The 16022-nt window shown below is 62.7% G+C and carries 16 protein-coding genes, 1 tRNA gene and 2 pseudogenes; 10 read left to right on the forward strand and 9 right to left on the reverse strand.

The window, feature by feature from the left end:
* Positions 1-11 precede the first annotated feature (11 nt).
* Positions 12-455, reverse strand: a complete 444-nt coding sequence (locus L981_RS33180; RefSeq protein ID WP_082005871.1) for a GtrA family protein — start codon at positions 453-455, stop codon at positions 12-14.
* Between the two features lie 193 nt (positions 456-648).
* On the opposite strand from L981_RS33180, the gene L981_RS03375 reads away from it, so the two are divergent.
* From L981_RS03375 to L981_RS03385, 3 genes are read left to right on the forward strand one after another with little or no spacing between them, the layout of a single operon-like run.
* A complete protein-coding gene (locus tag L981_RS03375; protein ID WP_043611678.1) occupies positions 649-1047 on the forward strand; it encodes a hypothetical protein in 399 nt (132 codons plus the stop codon).
* Positions 1010-2482, forward strand: a complete 1473-nt coding sequence (locus L981_RS03380; RefSeq protein ID WP_052201554.1) for a GMC family oxidoreductase N-terminal domain-containing protein — start codon at positions 1010-1012, stop codon at positions 2480-2482. Before L981_RS03375 ends, L981_RS03380 begins: the two co-directional genes overlap by 38 nt.
* A 36-nt stretch (positions 2483-2518) precedes the next feature.
* The gene (locus L981_RS03385) at positions 2519-3547 is read left to right on the forward strand and encodes an NAD(P)-dependent oxidoreductase (protein WP_043611680.1); all 1029 of its coding nucleotides are present in this window, start codon (positions 2519-2521) and stop codon (positions 3545-3547) included.
* Here the strand turns inward: L981_RS03385 and L981_RS03390 are convergent.
* The 3 genes from L981_RS03390 to L981_RS03400 are packed head-to-tail and all read right to left on the reverse strand — an operon-like array spanning position 3531 to position 6882.
* On the reverse strand, positions 3531-4289 hold the full coding sequence (locus L981_RS03390) for an HAD family hydrolase (protein WP_052201555.1): 759 nt from the start codon (positions 4287-4289) through the stop codon (positions 3531-3533). The genes L981_RS03385 and L981_RS03390 overlap by 17 nt on opposite strands.
* Complete coding sequence (locus tag L981_RS03395) at positions 4286-5293, reverse strand: UbiA family prenyltransferase (RefSeq protein WP_052201556.1); 1008 nt, start codon at positions 5291-5293, stop codon at positions 4286-4288. The genes L981_RS03390 and L981_RS03395 overlap by 4 nt, the downstream gene beginning before the upstream one ends.
* Positions 5294-5337: 44 nt before the next feature.
* Positions 5338-6882 (reverse strand): glycosyltransferase family 39 protein, encoded by a 1545-nt coding sequence (locus L981_RS03400; protein WP_156133949.1) that lies wholly within the window; start codon positions 6880-6882, stop codon positions 5338-5340.
* A 367-nt stretch (positions 6883-7249) separates the two neighbouring features.
* Between L981_RS03400 and L981_RS03405 the strand changes: the two genes are divergently transcribed.
* A tRNA-Arg gene (locus tag L981_RS03405) sits at positions 7250-7326 on the forward strand.
* Positions 7327-7439: 113 nt separating this feature from the next.
* Here L981_RS03405 and L981_RS03410 read toward each other — a convergent pair.
* The 5 genes and pseudogenes from L981_RS03410 to rfbC all read right to left on the reverse strand — a co-directional run bounded on the left by L981_RS03410 (position 7440) and on the right by rfbC (position 10581).
* Positions 7440-7993, reverse strand: a pseudogene (locus tag L981_RS03410) (OmpA family protein).
* Positions 7990-8667, reverse strand: coding sequence for a L,D-transpeptidase (locus L981_RS03415; RefSeq protein ID WP_043611686.1), 678 nt, complete (start codon positions 8665-8667; stop codon positions 7990-7992). Before L981_RS03415 ends, L981_RS03410 begins: the two are co-directional and overlap by 4 nt.
* Before the next feature lie 275 nt (positions 8668-8942).
* Entirely contained in the window at positions 8943-9257 is a 315-nt protein-coding gene (locus tag L981_RS03420; RefSeq protein WP_043611689.1) for a hypothetical protein, read from the reverse strand.
* Positions 9258-9485: 228 nt separating this feature from the next.
* Positions 9486-9956 (reverse strand): annotated as a pseudogene (locus L981_RS03425) (aminoacyl-tRNA deacylase).
* Positions 9957-10020: 64 nt separating this feature from the next.
* Positions 10021-10581 carry a dTDP-4-dehydrorhamnose 3,5-epimerase gene (gene rfbC, locus L981_RS03430; protein WP_043611691.1) on the reverse strand — a complete coding sequence of 187 codons (561 nt, stop codon included), beginning with the start codon at positions 10579-10581 and terminating at the stop codon, positions 10021-10023.
* Between the two features lie 189 nt (positions 10582-10770).
* On the opposite strand from rfbC, the gene L981_RS03435 reads away from it, so the two are divergent.
* The 6 genes from L981_RS03435 to L981_RS03460 all read left to right on the forward strand — a co-directional run bounded on the left by L981_RS03435 (position 10771) and on the right by L981_RS03460 (position 15982).
* Entirely contained in the window at positions 10771-11523 is a 753-nt protein-coding gene (locus tag L981_RS03435; protein ID WP_043611694.1) for a cephalosporin hydroxylase family protein, read from the forward strand.
* On the forward strand, positions 11508-12044 hold the full coding sequence (locus L981_RS03440; protein WP_082005872.1) for a GNAT family N-acetyltransferase: 537 nt from the start codon (positions 11508-11510) through the stop codon (positions 12042-12044). Before L981_RS03435 ends, L981_RS03440 begins: the two co-directional genes overlap by 16 nt.
* Position 12045: 1 nt before the next feature.
* Complete coding sequence (locus tag L981_RS03445; RefSeq protein WP_043611697.1) at positions 12046-12771, forward strand: WbqC family protein; 726 nt, start codon at positions 12046-12048, stop codon at positions 12769-12771.
* Positions 12768-13625, forward strand: coding sequence for a phytanoyl-CoA dioxygenase family protein (locus tag L981_RS03450; RefSeq protein WP_043611700.1), 858 nt, complete (start codon positions 12768-12770; stop codon positions 13623-13625). Before L981_RS03445 ends, L981_RS03450 begins: the two co-directional genes overlap by 4 nt.
* A complete protein-coding gene (locus tag L981_RS03455; RefSeq protein ID WP_043611702.1) occupies positions 13622-14773 on the forward strand; it encodes a methyltransferase domain-containing protein in 1152 nt (383 codons plus the stop codon). The genes L981_RS03450 and L981_RS03455 overlap by 4 nt, the downstream gene beginning before the upstream one ends.
* 99 nt (positions 14774-14872) lie before the next feature.
* Positions 14873-15982 (forward strand): DegT/DnrJ/EryC1/StrS aminotransferase family protein, encoded by a 1110-nt coding sequence (locus L981_RS03460; protein WP_043611705.1) that lies wholly within the window; start codon positions 14873-14875, stop codon positions 15980-15982.
* Positions 15983-16022 lie beyond the last annotated feature (40 nt).

The raw sequence follows: 16022 nt of genomic DNA on the forward strand, positions 1-16022 counted from the left end.
GCGCGGCGTTTCTATTTGCCCGATGAGGCTCGCCCCGCCGCACGGGCCGGCTCCGTGCCGCCCGCTTCGCCAGCGCTGCCAGTGCGAAAAATCAGCGTCCGGCTCAGGGCATAGTTCACCGAAAAGACCAGGAGCAGCGCCAGTGCCTGGGCAACGACATAGTGCATGACGGTCGATAGCAGCAGGAACGCAACCGCGTTTATTCCGGCGCCGAAGGTCGACACCGCCAAGAACTTCGGCAGCGCCTTCAGGTGCGGTTCGTCAGATCGGAAGGTAAAGCGCCGCTGCAGGCAATAGTTGACGACGACGGCAAAGTAGAAGGCGATGGTGGACGCATAGACCGGTTCGAGCCGCGCTGTCTCGACCAGCGCGGCGAGCGTGGCCACCTGCAGGCTCGCCGCGATGCAGCCGCAGGCGAAATAGCGAACAAAACTCATATCCAGAAGGCGTCTCATCCCGTGCCTTTCGCATCGAGCGACGTCCGGCGACTGGCGCACAGACGGTCGTCGCCTGGCCGAAAACAACGTTTTAGTAGCTTTTGCTTATAAGAGCAGCTAGAAATACAGGCAGTAAAGAGCAGACAACCGTCTTTATCAAAACAGCGTCAGGCTCCTTACGAGGGGTCGGCTTGATAACGGGGCTCGGGCCATGTCGCAGCACTTTCAGCAGGCCATCCTGGCGCTCGGCGAGACGATCGCGCATGAACGCGGCGCGACCGATGACAGCCGTGGCGCCCTGGGCGTCCGTGCGGCGGAATTTCTGCTGAAAGTTCATCGTCAGATGCCCGACTATCTGCGCCCACCCTTCCATAGTCTCGTGCTTCTTTTCAATGCCTGGCCGCTGCTGCGCAGAGGCAAGTTCTTTCATCAGCTTTCGCTCGACGACCGACTGGCCGAAATCGACAAATGGCGGCAATCCCGCCTCGAGTTCCGGCGGCGTTTCGTCGAGTTCCACATGTCATTGGCATTATTCTGTATTTACTCAGACCTTTACGGCCAGGACTACCAGCATGAACCTGTCGCAACCGGAGCGCCGGCTGGCCCCTGAGAGGCTCGCCCCCGACATCATCGTCATCGGCTCCGGCCCGGGCGGCGCGGTGACCGCCACCCGCTGCGCGGAAGCGGGCAAGTCCGTGCTGATGATCGAGGAAGGTCCGCATCTGGCGCTTGAGTCCGCGCCGCATTTCTCCCGCGAGGAAATCCTTCAGAAGTACCGCAACGCCGGCATCAACATCGGCTTCGGCGCGACCAAGATCGCCTATGTCGAGGGCTGCTGCGTCGGCGGTGGCAGCGAGATCAACCGCGGCCTCTACCATCGCACACCGCAGACGGTGCTCGACCGCTGGATCCGCGACTATCGGGTCGATGCCCTGACACTCGAAGATCTGACCCCGCATTTCGACGCCTGCGAGGCGGTCGCCAGGGTCGAATACCTGCCCGGCCCCGCACCGCAGCTGTCGACGCGGCTCGACGAGGGTGCGCAGCGGCTCGGCTGGTCTTCCCTCGAAGTGCCGCGCCTCTATGCCTACGCCGCCGCCGGGGCCGGCGGATCTCCGGGCCGAAAGCAATCGATGTCGGCAACGTTCGTGCCGCGCTTCCTCGACGCCGGCGGCATGCTGCTGGCCGATACCTGCGCAACCAGGCTTACCCATGCGAACGGGCAGTGGACGGTGCATGCGCACAGCAAGGGGGCGGGAGGCACACGCCAGATCGAGCTGAAGGCAAAAACCGTCTTCGTTGCCGGCGGCGCGGTGCAGACCCCGTGGCTGCTGCGCCGCTCCGGCATCACCCGCCACGTCGGCGACAGCCTGCGCTTCCATCCGATGCTGAAGGTGGTGGCAGTCTTTCCCGACGAGCTCAACACCCCTGGCGAACTCGAGCCGGTCCACCAGATCAAGGAATTCGACCCGCGCTTCAGCATGGGCTGCTCCATGAGCAAGCGGCCGGCCCTGGCGCTTGCCATGGCGGCGCATCCGGAGATGATCGACGCGGTCGATCGGGACTGGCGGCGCATGGCGATCTACTACGTGCAGAGCACCGGCGGATCCGGCAAGGTAAGATCCCTGCCCGGCTTTCGCGATCCGCTGGTGCGGGTCGGCCTTCAGCCCTCGGACCTGAAGGAATTGGCCGTCGGCCTCGCACGCCTCGCGGAGGTTCTCTTTGCTGCCGGCGCCCTTGCAGTCTATCCGAGCATTCCGGGCTATCCCGTGCTGAAATCGCTGGCCGATATCGCCAAGCTTCCCGAAACGCTTCCTCCGAAGCAGGCAAACGCCACCGCACTTCACCTCTTCTCCTCCTGCCCGATGGGCGAGGATGCCGAAAAATGCGCGGCGAGTTCGTTCGGGCGCGTGCATGGCGCCAACAATCTCTACATCGCCGACGCTTCGCTTCTGTGCGGCCCGACGGTCGTCAATCCGCAAGGAACGGTGATGGCCGTCGCGCATCGCAACATCACACGCGCGCTCGAGGATCGGGCGATCTGATCGGACAATTCCCGCAGACAGGGGCTGGAGGGACACATGCGACATTTGATTACCGGCGGATCGGGTTTCATCGGCAACCTCGCAGCACGACGGTTGCGCGAACACGGCGACGAGGTGCGGGTGCTCGACCTCTGGGAGGATCGCTCCCGCCCGGCCGATATCGAGTTCGTCAATTGCTCCGTGCTCGACCGCGACGGCGTGCGCGCCGCCATGCGCGACGTCGACGTCGTTCACCACAATGCGGCGCTGGTGGCGCAGACGGATGCGGGGCGCGACTACTGGAACGTCAATGTCGAGGGGACCCGCATCGTCTGCGAGGAAGCCGCAAGCGCGGGCGTACGGTCGCTGATCCATGTCAGCTCGACCGCCGCCTACGGCATCCCGCCGTCCGGCCCGATTACCGCGGCGACCCCGCTTCGTCCGGTGGAGCCCTATGGCAAATCGAAGCGCGCCGGCGAAGAGGTCGCCGAGGCCATCTGCGCGGCCGCCGATATGACGCTGATCACCATCCGCCCCCGGGCGACCCTTGGCGGCGGCCGGCTCGGCATCTTCCAGATCCTCTTCGAGTGGATCAGCGAAAACCGCGCCGTCTATGTCATCGGTTCCGGCAACATCAAGTTCCAGTTCGTCCACGCCCATGATCTCATGGATTTCTACATGCTGGCACTCAAGGCCGGCCGGAGCGGCACATACAATGTCGGTACCGACCGCTTTGGCACGCTGCGTCACGACCTGGAGGCCCTGATCCGCTACGCCGGCAGCACTTCGAAGGTCCGGAGCCTGCCGACTGCCGCCACCATCAACACGCTCCGGGCGCTGCATTGGCTGAGGGTCTCGCCGCTGGTGCCGTGGCACTATCTTACCTACCACAAGGAATGCTACTTCGACGTCGAGCCTCTGCTTGCCATGGGCTGGCGGCCGAAATACTCCAACGAAGCCATGCTGCAGGAGAGCTACGATTGGTATCGGCAGAGCGCGAAGGTCGCCTCCGCCATCACCGCAAAAAGCCCGCACCGCGCCCCACTCAAACAGGGCGCTCTGTGGCTGCTCAAGATGATATCGTGAGCGAGCGGGGCGCTGGAGCCGGCGCGCCCATCGGCAGCAGCTCCGTCACCGGCCAGAAGATCTCGTCGTCATAACCGCGAAACGTATCGACGCCGGCGATCGGCCTTGCGCTGCGGATGAGCGCCCGCATGCCGTGGCTCTGCGCCACGGCCCAATCGCGCTCCACCCGGTCGCCGATCATGATCGCCTGCTCCGCCGGCACCTGCGCACAGGCAAGCACATGGGCAAGACCGGCCGGATGCGGCTTCAGAACGCCGACTTCCGGATCCATGGCGGAAACGGCGATGTTGGCGCCAAGGCCAAGCGCCTTCAGTTTCTCCGAAGCCGGATAGTCAGACAAAACGGCAATCGTCTTTCGCTGAGCCGCAAGGCCGGCAAACACCCGCTCGACACCGCGGCACCGGCAGGCAGGAAGGAGATCGAGCGGACGCCGTTCGATCCATTCCTCGACGGTTTTCCTGACGGTCTCCGGCGACCGCCCGCACCGCTCGGCGGTCAACTCGTATTGACGGGTTGCCACATCGGTCGCCAACGCATCGCCCAATTCCTCCCGGCAGTCGCGAAAGGCGCGCAGGATGCGGATGGTGCCAAGGCTATGCCTGCGCGCCGCGTCTGCAACCAGCCGAAGCAGCATTCGCGCCCTGAGCCGCCGCTGGTCGTACAGCGTCCCGTCGAGATCGAACACCACGAGGCGTACTCGATCCCAATGCACGAGCCCATTTGGCAGCGTCGAACCGGTCATTGCAGCGACGATATCGGTACGAGGAACGAGGCGGCCATGAAGTCCAGCATCGGCACGTTGACGAAACTCGCGAACAGGAAGACGACGACGGTCAAGGTCAGCATGACGTCCAGCCGGCGCGAATGAAACAGCCTTTCCGGCCGCTGCACCACCGATCCGGGGCGCGTGGCAAGCCAGAGATAGACGGCGAAGAGGCCGCTGATGAACGGAAAGACGAGGATGTATTCCACCCGGTACTTCACCAGGAAAACGCCGAGCAGAAAAGCCGTCATCATCGCGTAGACGAAACAGGAAACGGTCAGGCTCTCCTCGGTGTAGTACTCGAACGACCGCCTGTATTTCTTCAGGACGGCGACCCCGGCATTCGCGGCGATGTCGCGATATTCCCCGAGCCGCTTGGCCGCCATCAGGAAGGCGCCGGCCATCCAGTAGGCCGCAAGCACGCTGACTGGCGGCAAGGTCACCTGGTCGACGATGGCCCAGCCGAGCAGGAAGCGGATCGGGTTGTTGAGACACTCCGTCAGCACATCGAGATAGGGCTTGTCCTTCGCCCGGATCGGCTCGACGTTGTAGAGGATGCCGGACAGCAGGAAGAGCAGCGACGTGGCGAAGAAGAGCTTGCCGACAACCGACGCAAGCAGCAGTCCGATGGCGGCAAGCAGCAGATATTCGCCGTAGACGATGCGCGGCTGCATCTCTACGACGACGGCGCGACGCTGCGACTTGGTCGGATGGGCCGCGTCGCGCTCCCGGTCGAGCCACTCGTTGATGACGTAATTGGCCGATGCGATCGCGACGGCGCTCAGAAGCCCCACGGGAATGTTGATGACCAGAGCCGCCGGATCGGGCTCGCTGAGGGCACAGGCGAGGATCAGCCCGGGCAGGATGAAGACGTGCTTGGTGACATGGTCGAACCGGGCCAGCGACAGGTAGTCGCTCGCCCTTCCCTGCGGCTGGGCGCCCAACGCCTCGATGCGCGTCGTCTCTTCAGGGTTCACTGGCATGTCTCTCTCCTTGTCTAGAGACCACGCACGCCTGTCTCGGGCGCCTACGGCGCACCGGTATTTGCCGTCTGGTAGATGCGACCGTCGCTCTCGGAGCGCACGAGCTTCAGCTTGGCGAGCTTGACGAGTTCTTTCTCCGTCACCAGGTAGAACCGCCAGTCGATCGCATCGACGAAGACGACATAGGCATTCTTCTGCGCCATATCCTCGCGAAACCGCTCGAGCTGCAGGTCGAGCGGACCGGCATCGCTTTCAAGGCCGGTGCGCCGCTCGCTATGGGACGGTATCCAGTCCGTCGAGCGGCGCGTCAGGAAATTGAGCGGGTCGCAGGCATTGGTGAAGATGACCGCATCGGCCGGCAACGCCCTGACGGCGCGAACGATCGGCGACGACTTCCACGCCGTGCTCTGAAAGCCCACCCCTTCGCGAAAGGCTTCCGCCGTCTGGGCGGTGCTGCGCAGTCCGTTGATGGCAAGAAGGCAGAGCAGGATCAGCGCCAGCGAACGCCGAACGACGGGTGCGGCATCGACGCGACCGCAATAGTCTGCCGCTGCAATCACCAGGACGAAGATGATGGCGACATAGAAGGGAAGCGAGTAGCGCGTGTTGAGCTGCAGGTTCGCCTCCACATGCACGGCAAGCACGACGAACAGCAGGTAGAAATATCCAAACAGGCCGAAGATGAGTGTCATCAGATCGCGGTCGTCCGGCCGGCGTTCGGGCCAGTTTCGCTTCAGCGTCTGCACCAGGACAACCGTCGCGGCGACGAGCGCGAGAAGCAGCACCGGGATGCGGATCACCTGCGGCACCTGGCTCGGCAGGAGAAAGCTCGCCAGAAGCGACAGTCCGCCCAGCCAGCGGTCGGCATCGGCATTGCCATAGAACCAGAGCGCGCGGCCGACCGACCGGCCGACCAGCAGCTTGCTGACGATCACCCAGGCAAGAAAGATACCGGCGCTACCGACGAACAGGAGGGCGACATCGAAAAGCCTTTGGCGAAGGGACCGCGCTGAATTGTAGAAGAGCGCGATGGTGGCAAAGGCTGCCCCCACCGGAGGCGCCACGAAGCGAGCGAGCATGGCAAACCCGACGCAGGCAGATGAGGCAAGCAAGGGCCCCCGCCCCTCGCCGTGCATGTAGCGAATGAAGAAACGGATACCGAGAAACGTCAGCGCCAGGAACAGCGCCTCCGACATCGCGATGGTGCTCGTCCAGAGGAAAGTCGGATTGACGATAATCAAAAGCGTTCCGACGGTCACGAAGAACGGCTGGTCCGGCAGCGCCGTCCTGAACAGCGAAACGACGAGCCAGGTATTGAGAAGATAAAGCAGAAAGGCAATGCCGAGCGCGACATGCTCGAGCGCAAATCCAAGGGATCCCCCGGCAGCCAGCATCCACGCGTAGAGCGGCGCGTCATAGGGCGTGCTGACGATCTGCATGTAACGCGTCGAATCCGGAAGGATGCCGATACCGTTCCAGGTGTTCAGCACGAAAAGCACGGCCGCGAGCGCAACCAGACACATCAATACGGGATCGGAGCGCAGCCTCTCCAACGCCGGTTCGCCGGTCGTGAGATATCGGTTGACCAAAATCTGCCCCCTCGCCTGAAGCAATTACGCGAGCACTGGGTACTGGAGCACTTGGTTACTGGAACGCTTGCCTACTCGAGCACTGGGTATATTAATTTAGAATTATCTATAATGACGAATTTATAACGCACAGCGCCTCGTCGCAAGGCGGTTTGCCTGACCAATTCTAGCTACATCGGGTGGGTGATCCGGTCATTTGGGTTGGCTATCGCCCGGCGCCATTGCCCGAAGCGATGCGCCGCGATCACAACGCAGGCACAGGATGGCTGTTTCTACCACAATCTCTTGCAATGACCATTGAAGCGACGCGCAAGCTAGGCTAAGAACCGCTCACAGCCTGCTTCGGCGGCCCTGCCGCCAAACGGATGCACCCGTAGCTCAGCTGGATAGAGTGTTGGATTCCGATTCCAAAGGTCACAGGTTCGAATCCTGTCGGGTGCGCCATTTAAGTTTCAGCCAGACTGTCCGCCTTTAAGCGAACTGACCCGCAAAAGCGCTCATCCGCCTGCGCACAATGATTCTCGCGATCGAGTTCTGCTTTTGCGAACAGAGCCCGCTCAAGTCGCGTCGCGTTCCATCCTCAGATTGGAGACAACGCGGCGGTTTTGGACCTTGCAGGAGCGCTCGGTGCAGTCGCGCACTTCGCGGTCGTTGCCGTAGCCCTTGGCCCAGAGGCGGTTGGGGTCGACGCCCTTGGACACCAGATAGGCCATCACCGCGTCGGCGCGTTTCTGCGACAGGGTTTCCATCTTGGAGGCGGAGCCGCTGTCGTCGGAGAAGCCCTGCAGTTTCACCAGCCAGCGCGGGTTGCTGTTGAGCCAGGTCGCCTGCTTGTCGAGCGTCGCCTTGGCGACGCTGTCGAGTGTGGAAGAATCCTGGGTGAAGTAGGTCCGGCGGCCGACATTGAGGATAAAGTCCTCCTCGGTGCCGACGGAAACGGTCTCGAAGCCGGGCGCCGGGTCGTCGGTTTTTCCGGTCATCGGCACGGCTGCTGGCTCTTCGACCGCGGCGATTTCGGTGGTGTTGCAGGAAGCAAGCGTCAAGAGAATGGCGGCCGCCGACAGCAGCCTCGTCAATCCGGTCATAGCAGGCATCGGGTGATATTCCTCATTCGACCGGAGTTGCGACCGGGGTTGCTTGGCTGACCTCGGGGGCCTTGTCGGCGATATGCGGCAGCACCTGCACCGCCGTGCCGATCGGACAACGCTGGTAGAGGTCGATCGCATCCTCGTTGAACATGCGGATGCAGCCGCTGGAGGCATCCTTGCCGATGCTGCCGGGCTCCAGCGTGCCGTGGAAGCGGTAACCGGTATCGACGCCGTCGCGCAGCAGGTACATGGCGCGGGGTCCAAGCGGATTTTTCGGCGAGCCGCCCTCGACGAACTCAGGCAGTTCGGGGTGGCGCTCGCGCATCTCCGGCGGCGGCGTCCAACGCGGCCAGAGCGACTTGCGGTCGATCGTCGCGCGGCCGTACCACTTGAAACCCTCTTTCCCGACGCCGACGCCATAGCGGATGGCCGTCTTGTTCTCCATGATCAGGTAGAGAAAGTGGTGCCTGGTATCGACGACGACGGTGCCGATCGGCTCGCTGCTGAAGTATTTGACGACCTGGCGTTGCCATTTCCTGTCGATATTGGCGAAATTGGTGCTCCGGTACGTGACGCCGTTATCGACGGCCGGGCCGGAAAAATAGGATGTCGCCTTTGCGAGTGCCGGGCTCTGAAGCGCGTTGGCGCCAAGCAGCGCCAAACCACCAAGCATAGTTTCCCTGCGGGTCCACACCATCGGCAATATCCCCCGAAAGCCAATTAGCGAGGCTGCAGTAAATCAGATTTTTGAACTGCTACAACAGAAAATTCTCAAGCATCGATTCTTTCATGACGGCCGCCCAATAGATCGGCTCTTCTCACTGTGGACGCCAACAGGGCAGGTAGGAGACACCATCAAAGCTCACAACAGATGAGCTTCCCTTCGCCTCACCTCCACAAAGCGACGCTGCGCCGGGCGCATCTCAAGCACCGGGCAAGCATCGGCCACGATCGCCGACAACACAAGGCAGACTACTTGATATCGCGTGCCTGCCCTGAGGCTCGCAGCTCCGCGAGCGTCTTTCCAAGGCAGCTTCCGCCGGCATCGGAGCCAACTGCCTTGGCCTCGCCATGCAGCGTGATCGTGCCGGCGAAGTTGTCCGAGGCCATGTAGGTCGCGGTGCCGTCCTCCGTCACCTTGGACAGATAGAAGGCGTGCTGCGTGCCCTTGTATTCGCAGGCGACGGCAAACGGAAATTGATCAAACAGGACGCCTTCGGCATGTGCCGAAGAGCAGAAGGCCTGAACGCCGGCCGCAACCAGCAGTACTGCCAGAGACTTGGACATATTCGCAGAGCGTATGCGCACCATCGATCCCCCAACCCAGCTAGATAAAGGTGTCCGTCGAGCGCGATGGTGCCGCCAAGCGTGCGCTTTGACAAGCCCGACTGGCCAAAATCGGGTAGAGCAACTCTCGACCACCGGTTGGCGGTCCCTTCCCGCTTCAAGCGGATGGTGCCACGGAATGGCGGCCAGCGGCACTCTAGCGCAAGTGAGCGCGTTCTGACCGGCCCGTCACGCCGGATGGCTGAAGCGGGCGATCTGTGCGCCCCGCATCAGGTTGCGGAAATTCGCGCCGCTCATATGCACCAGCGTCCGGTGATCGCCGCCCTCGAAATAGACGTCAGTCACATCGCCGAGGCTTTCGTCGAGCAGAACCGGAACGTCATAGGCCGAACCGACCGGTGGCACGGCGCCGATGTCGCAATCGGCGAAGAGATTGCAGACTTCCTCTTCCGACGCGAGGCCGAGGCGGCGGTCCATCACGTCCTGCAGGGTCGAGAGTTCGACCCGGTGCGTGCTCGGCACGACGGCGAGCACGTAGCCCATTTCGTGGTGAACGACCACGGACTTGGCAAGCCGGCTGCCCGGTACATGCGCGGCTCGTGCCGTCTAGCTGGTGGTCGCCGTGCGGTGATGGTCAACGGTGTCGTAGGCGACACCCGAACCGTCGATATAGTCCTGAAGTTTTCTGGCGATCGTCATCGTCGACACCCCTTCTCTCTCGTGGTGGCGCGGAGAGGTCATTGTCCTCCCATCCCTCACGAAGTCAACGACGGGCGGCGGCGATCCTGTTCGGCAGCAAGGGGAGCGCCTGGTCGCGCGGCGACATCTGCGAGACCGGCAAGGGCCAGTCGATCGCGAGCCTCGGATCGAGTGGGTTGAGCCCGCCTTCGGCCTCGGGCGCATAGGGCTTGTCGTGCAGATAGATCAGCTCGCAATCCTCGGTCAGCGTCTGGAACCCATGGGCAAAACCGCCGGGGATCATCATCGAGCGGCCGTTGTCCGCGCTCAGCACTTCGCCGTGCCATTGCAGATAGGTCGGCGAATCCGGCCGCAGGTCGACCGCCACATCGAAAACCGCGCCGGAAAGGCAAGAGACGAATTTCGCCTCGTCGTGCGGCGCCTGCTGGAAGTGCAGGCCACGGATCGTGCCTGCTGCCTGCGTCAGGGTGTGGTTGATCTGCGCGATCTTTCCATCGCCACCGAAATCGGCCAGCGCCTCGCGACAGAAGAAGCGCGAGAAGAAACCGCGATCATCGCCCCTGCGTTGCCGCTCGACGACGATGAGACCCGCTATGGGTGTAGAAATTCGATCGAATCGCGACATGGTTCCTTCCGCCAGAACCAAGCTCTACCCGTCTTTTCGCCCTTAAGAAACCGGCCTTGACCGTATTTGCAATTGCCGACATGAAAGCGTTCACAGGAAAGCGTTACGAATCGGTGAAAGCGCCATTTATCGCGATTCGCGGTCGAGGCGTATCCGTAGGTTGTATCCAAAAAAGGGTGTCAGGCAGCAATGGCAGTGGAAGACGATCGTCTCGCATTCGAAGCCCACAAGACGGAAATGGCGCTCGCGCTCGGCAAGGACGAGGACGCCTTCCAGCAGTCGCTCGACACCCTGGTAACGCTCGACAAGTACGACTACTCCTATCTTTGGTCCTTCATGGGCGTGCCGATCATCCAGATGCCGGCCGATGTGATGGCGACCCAGGAAGTCATCTGGAACACCAAGCCCGACATTATCATCGAAACGGGCGTCGCGCGCGGCGGCTCGGTGATCTTCATGGCGGCGATGCTGCAGCTGATCGGCAAGGGCAAGGTCATTGGCGTCGATATCGACATCCGCGCCCATAATCGCGACTCCATCGAAAATCACCCGATGTCCCCCCGCATCAAGCTGATCGAGGGCCCGTCGACTGCGGCCGAGACGCTTGAGAAGGTGAAGGCCGAGATTCCGCCGGGCGCTTCGGTGATGATCGTGCTCGACAGCGACCACAGCCGCGACCACGTACTGGATGAATTGCGCACCTATGGTCCGCTGGTGACCGAGGGGCAGTATGCGGTCGTTGCCGACACGCTGCTTGGCTGGGGCGAAGCATCCCAGACACCGACGAAGCGCTCAAAAGTCTGGCATCCCGGCGACGAGCCGTATGCTGCGCTCAACGCCTATCTCAAGGAAACAGATCGCTTCGCGGTCGATGAGGTACTGAACGGTAAGCTCGTCCTTTCCAGTTCGCCAGGAGGCTACCTGCGTTGCGTCAAGAAGTAGGATCGGACGTAGGCCGCGTTGCCTTTCGCGATGTTATCGAGGACGATCTCCCCCTCCTTTTCGAACTGCGCCGGGATCTGCCGCTGCAATCGCTGCTGTTGACCGTTCCGGACGCGCTGGACGACGCCTCGTTGCGGGCCTGGGTCGAGCGCCGACGCCAGGATCCGGGCGGCATGTTCCGGATGATCGTCGACACCGCAGCGGACGAGCCCGTCGGATACACCCAGGTCAGCCAGGTTCACCGAAAGAACCGCACCGGTTTCGGTGGCATTTCGCTGGCCGCGAAGGCGCGCGGGCGAGGCCTCGGCCAGGCCACGCTGAGAGAACTCGTGCGCGTCGCCCGCGAAGAGCTTGGCCTGATCAAGCTGCTCTCGGAAGTCCGGGTCGACAATTTTGCCGCGCTGCGACTCAACCTCTCGGTCGGCTACCATGTTGTCGGCACGCTGGAAGATCACTTCACCGACAGTCTCGGCGAGACCCATAATGTTCTCCTCCTCGAGCGAAAGCTGAAACTGACCTGACATGACAGCCGTCGTCATTTCCCAGCCGATGCTTTTTCCCTGGCCGGGCTTCTTCGAGCAGCTGATGCTCGCCGATAGCTACATCTATCTCGATGATGCGCAATTTTCGAAAGGCAGCTTCACCAATCGTATCCAGCTCCTGAACGGTGACGACCGAAGCTGGATGACGATTCCTCTTGCCGGCAAGGGCAGCTTCCAGAAGATCCAGAACCTGTCGGCAACCGGCGACACCTGGCGGACCAGCCATCGCTCGCTCCTGCGCCAGTCGCTGAGCGCCGCGCCCTACATCGATGATGCGCTGGCAATCTTCGACGAGGTTTATGCCCACGACGCGATCTGCGATCTTCTGATTGCCAGCATCGACCTCCCTGCCCGCTATCTCGGCATCGGCGCCGAACGGGCCTCACGCCGATCGAGCGAAATGGCGATCGATGGCACCTCGTGGCAACGGGTGCTCGACCTGGTGCTTTCGGCGGGAGGCACGCGCTATTTGACCGGGCATGGTGCGGCCAATTACCTCGATCATCACGCTTTCGAGGCGGCCGGCGTCAACGTCGAATACATGAATTACAGCTGCACGCCGTGGCCACAGCCTCGCGAAACCTTCACGCCCTATGTTTCCGTGCTGGACCTTATCGCGCGCACCGGCCCGGACGCACGCAAGCATTTGTTACCAACGACCACCCCATGGCAGGAATTCCTGAAGGAGGAAACAGGCGTATCATGAAAAAGGGCACCATCATCTCCGAAAGCGCGCGCCAGGAATTCAACGCCAATGGCTATCACGTCGTTCCCGGCTTCTACGACATCCAGTCGGAGGTCGCCCCAATCCAGGAGGGCGTGCGCCAGGTTCTCGAACTGATCTGCAAGAAGTACGGTGTTGATGCGCCGACCGGTACTGCGCATGAGGCGATGACCATCGCCTACCGCAAGCTGATTGCGGTCAACCGCTCCTGGGGCGGCGAGGTCTACGATGCAGTCAAGCAGATACCCGCCTTCATGCGCCTGGTGAGTTCTGCCGCCAACGACGATGTCTTCAAGGCGCTGCGCCCCGGCAGCATGCCGGGCATTGCCGCCGGCGGCTATGGCATGCGCATCGACAATCCCGGGGAAGAGAAGTTCCGCGCACAGTGGCACCAGGAATTCCCATCGCAACTGCGCAGCCTCGACGGAATCGTCTTCTGGACCCCGCTGCTGCCGGTGACGGCCGATATGGGCCCGGTTCAGATCGCCGAAGGATCGCAGGCCGAAGGGCTGGTCCCCGTCTATGAGGACGATGCCGGTGTCGGCAAGACTGGCGCCTACGCGCTGCACCTGCACAAGGGCGAGGAGCGCCTGGCGCGCTACAAGCACGTTGCCCCGCTCAGCAAGCCCGGCGACCTGATCCTGATGGATTTCCTGACACTGCATCAGTCCGGCCACAACGTTTCGCAGACGCCGCGCTGGAGCATTCAGTTCCGCTATTTCAACTTCGCCGAACCCGTCGGCGTCCGCATCGGCTGGAAGGGCTCGTTCGCCGCCGGCGTCAAGTTCGCTGAAGTGCTGCCGGAGCTGGTGGCACCGGAAGGAGAGCTTGCATGACGGCCTGCCGGGTTTGTGGCGGCCATATCGGGAGTGCGACCTATGAGGTGCCCGCCCCCGCATTGACGTCGATCATGACATTGCTCGACGTCGCGACGCGCGTCTTCGTCTGCGAGACCTGCGGCCACGCGCAGAGCGACGATATTCCCGACATCCAGGCTTTTTACGACACCGGCTATCGGATCTCCCTGAACAGCGAGAACCACGACCAGATCTTTTCGGTCGCGGCCGACGGAACCATCACCTATCGCACCGACCATCAGGCGGCGCTGGCGCTGCGATTGCTCGACCTGCCGGAAGGCGCCAACATCCTCGACTATGGCGCCGCCAAGGCCGATACGTTGCGCAAGATGACGGCGGTTCGCGACGATCTCCGCCCCCATGTCTTTGATGTCAGTGCCGACTATGTGGCCGCATGGCAAGGCTGGGTGCCGGAAGCGGCACAGACCGTCTATTCCGTGCCGGAAACCTGGCATGGTCGTTTTGACGCCGTCATGAGCCATTTCGTGATCGAGCACGTGGCGGATCCCGTCGGCTTCATGCGCGACGTGCGCGACCTCCTGCGGCTGAACGGCGCCTTCCTGTTTTCCGTGCCTGACGTCGCCGGCAATCCGGGTGACATGGCGGTGGCCGACCATCTCAACCACTTCAGCGGCGCATCGATCGCCCACGCGCTGGCGGCGGCCGGCTTCCAGGTTGAGGCGATCGACAACGCCTCGTTCCCCGGCGCCTTCTTCGTCGTAGCGCGCCGCACGGAGGGGCCTGTCGAGATGTCCGGCACATCGGCTGAGCCCGCCGATGCAGCCAAGGAGGCTCGCGACATCTGCTCCTTCTGGGATCGTGCATCCGAAACGCTTCAGGGCGGTAGCGAGCGTTACGCCAAGCGTAAGGTCGCGATCTACGGCGCCGGTTTCTACGGAAGCTGGATCTATTGCCGGATCGGTCAGGCCGTCGACGTCGTGGCGTTCCTCGACCGCAACGAGAACATGAAGGGCGCCACCCATTTCGGCATCCCGGTGCTTTCGCCCGAGGAACTGCCGCAGGAGGCCGAAGCGCTGTTCATCGGCCTCAACCCGCTCAAGGCCCGTGCTGCGATTGCCGCGCAACCCTGGCTGCAGCGGGATGGGCTTGACCACGTCTGGCTCTGACGAGCGCACTAGCAAGAGGCCGGAGCGGGACGAAACATCGTGAAATCCCGCCCGGCACCCCTCGCCCCGTACGACCTCCCGATTCACCAAGTGCTCCCGATGAAACCCCGCATCCTCTACACCAAACCCTCGATCACCGACCGTGAAGTGGCCTATGCGACCGATGCGGCGGCCAATGGCTGGGGCGAGCGCTGCTACGACTATATCAACCGCTTCGAGGCGGCCTTTGCCGCGCATCTCGGCTCGACGCACGCGATTTCGACGTCGAGCTGCACCGGCGCGCTGCACATGGGGCTCGCCGCGCTCGGCGTCGGCCCCGGCGACGAAGTGATCCTTGCGGACACCAACTGGACGGCATCGGCTGCGCCTATCGTTCACCTCGGGGCAAAACCGGTTTTCGTTGACGTCCTTGCAGACAGCTGGTGCGTCGATCCGGAAAAGGCGGAAGCAGCGATTACGCCGAAAACCAAGGCGATCATCGCCGTCCATATCTACGGCAATCTCTGTGACATGGACCGCCTGCTTGAGATCGGTGCCCGGCACAACATCCCCGTCGTCGAGGATGCCGCAGAGGCGCTCGGATCCGAGTGGCATGGCCGCAAGGCCGGATCGCTCGGCGCTTTTGGCGCTTTCTCCTTCCACGGCACTAAGACCGTGACGACGGGCGAAGGCGGCATGTTCGTCACCAGCGACGAGACGCTCTACGAAAAGGTGCTGACGCTTTCCAATCACGGCCGCGCGCGGGGGCAGAAAAAGCAGTTCTGGCCGGACGAGATCGGCTTCAAATACAAGATGTCGAACCTGCAGGCCGCCATCGGCCTCGCACAGATCGAGCGCGTCGGCGAGCTCGTCGATCGCAAGCGCGAGATCTTCTACGCCTATCGCGAGCAACTTTCTGGCGTGAACGCCATTGCCATGAATCCGGAGCCCGAGGGAACGAAGAACGGCTTCTGGATGCCGACCGTCGTCTTTGCACCGGAAACCGGCGTCACCCGAGAGGCTCTGCAGGGTGCCTTTGCGGCCGAGAACATCGACGCCCGCGTCTTCTTCTGGCCGCTGAGTTCGTTGCCGCCCTTTGACGAGGCGCCTGCGAACGCCATGGCCTATGACCTGCCGGGGCGCGCGATCAACCTGCCGAGCTATCACGACATGACATCCGACGAGATCGGCCGCGTGGTCGAGGTCCTGCGCGGCTGCCTCGCCGCCTGACCACAGCGTTTCGGAGACCACCCACGCGCAAGCTCGCCCG

This window comes from Ensifer sp. ZNC0028 (genome assembly GCF_000799055.1).
Lineage (GTDB): Bacteria > Pseudomonadota > Alphaproteobacteria > Rhizobiales > Rhizobiaceae > Ensifer.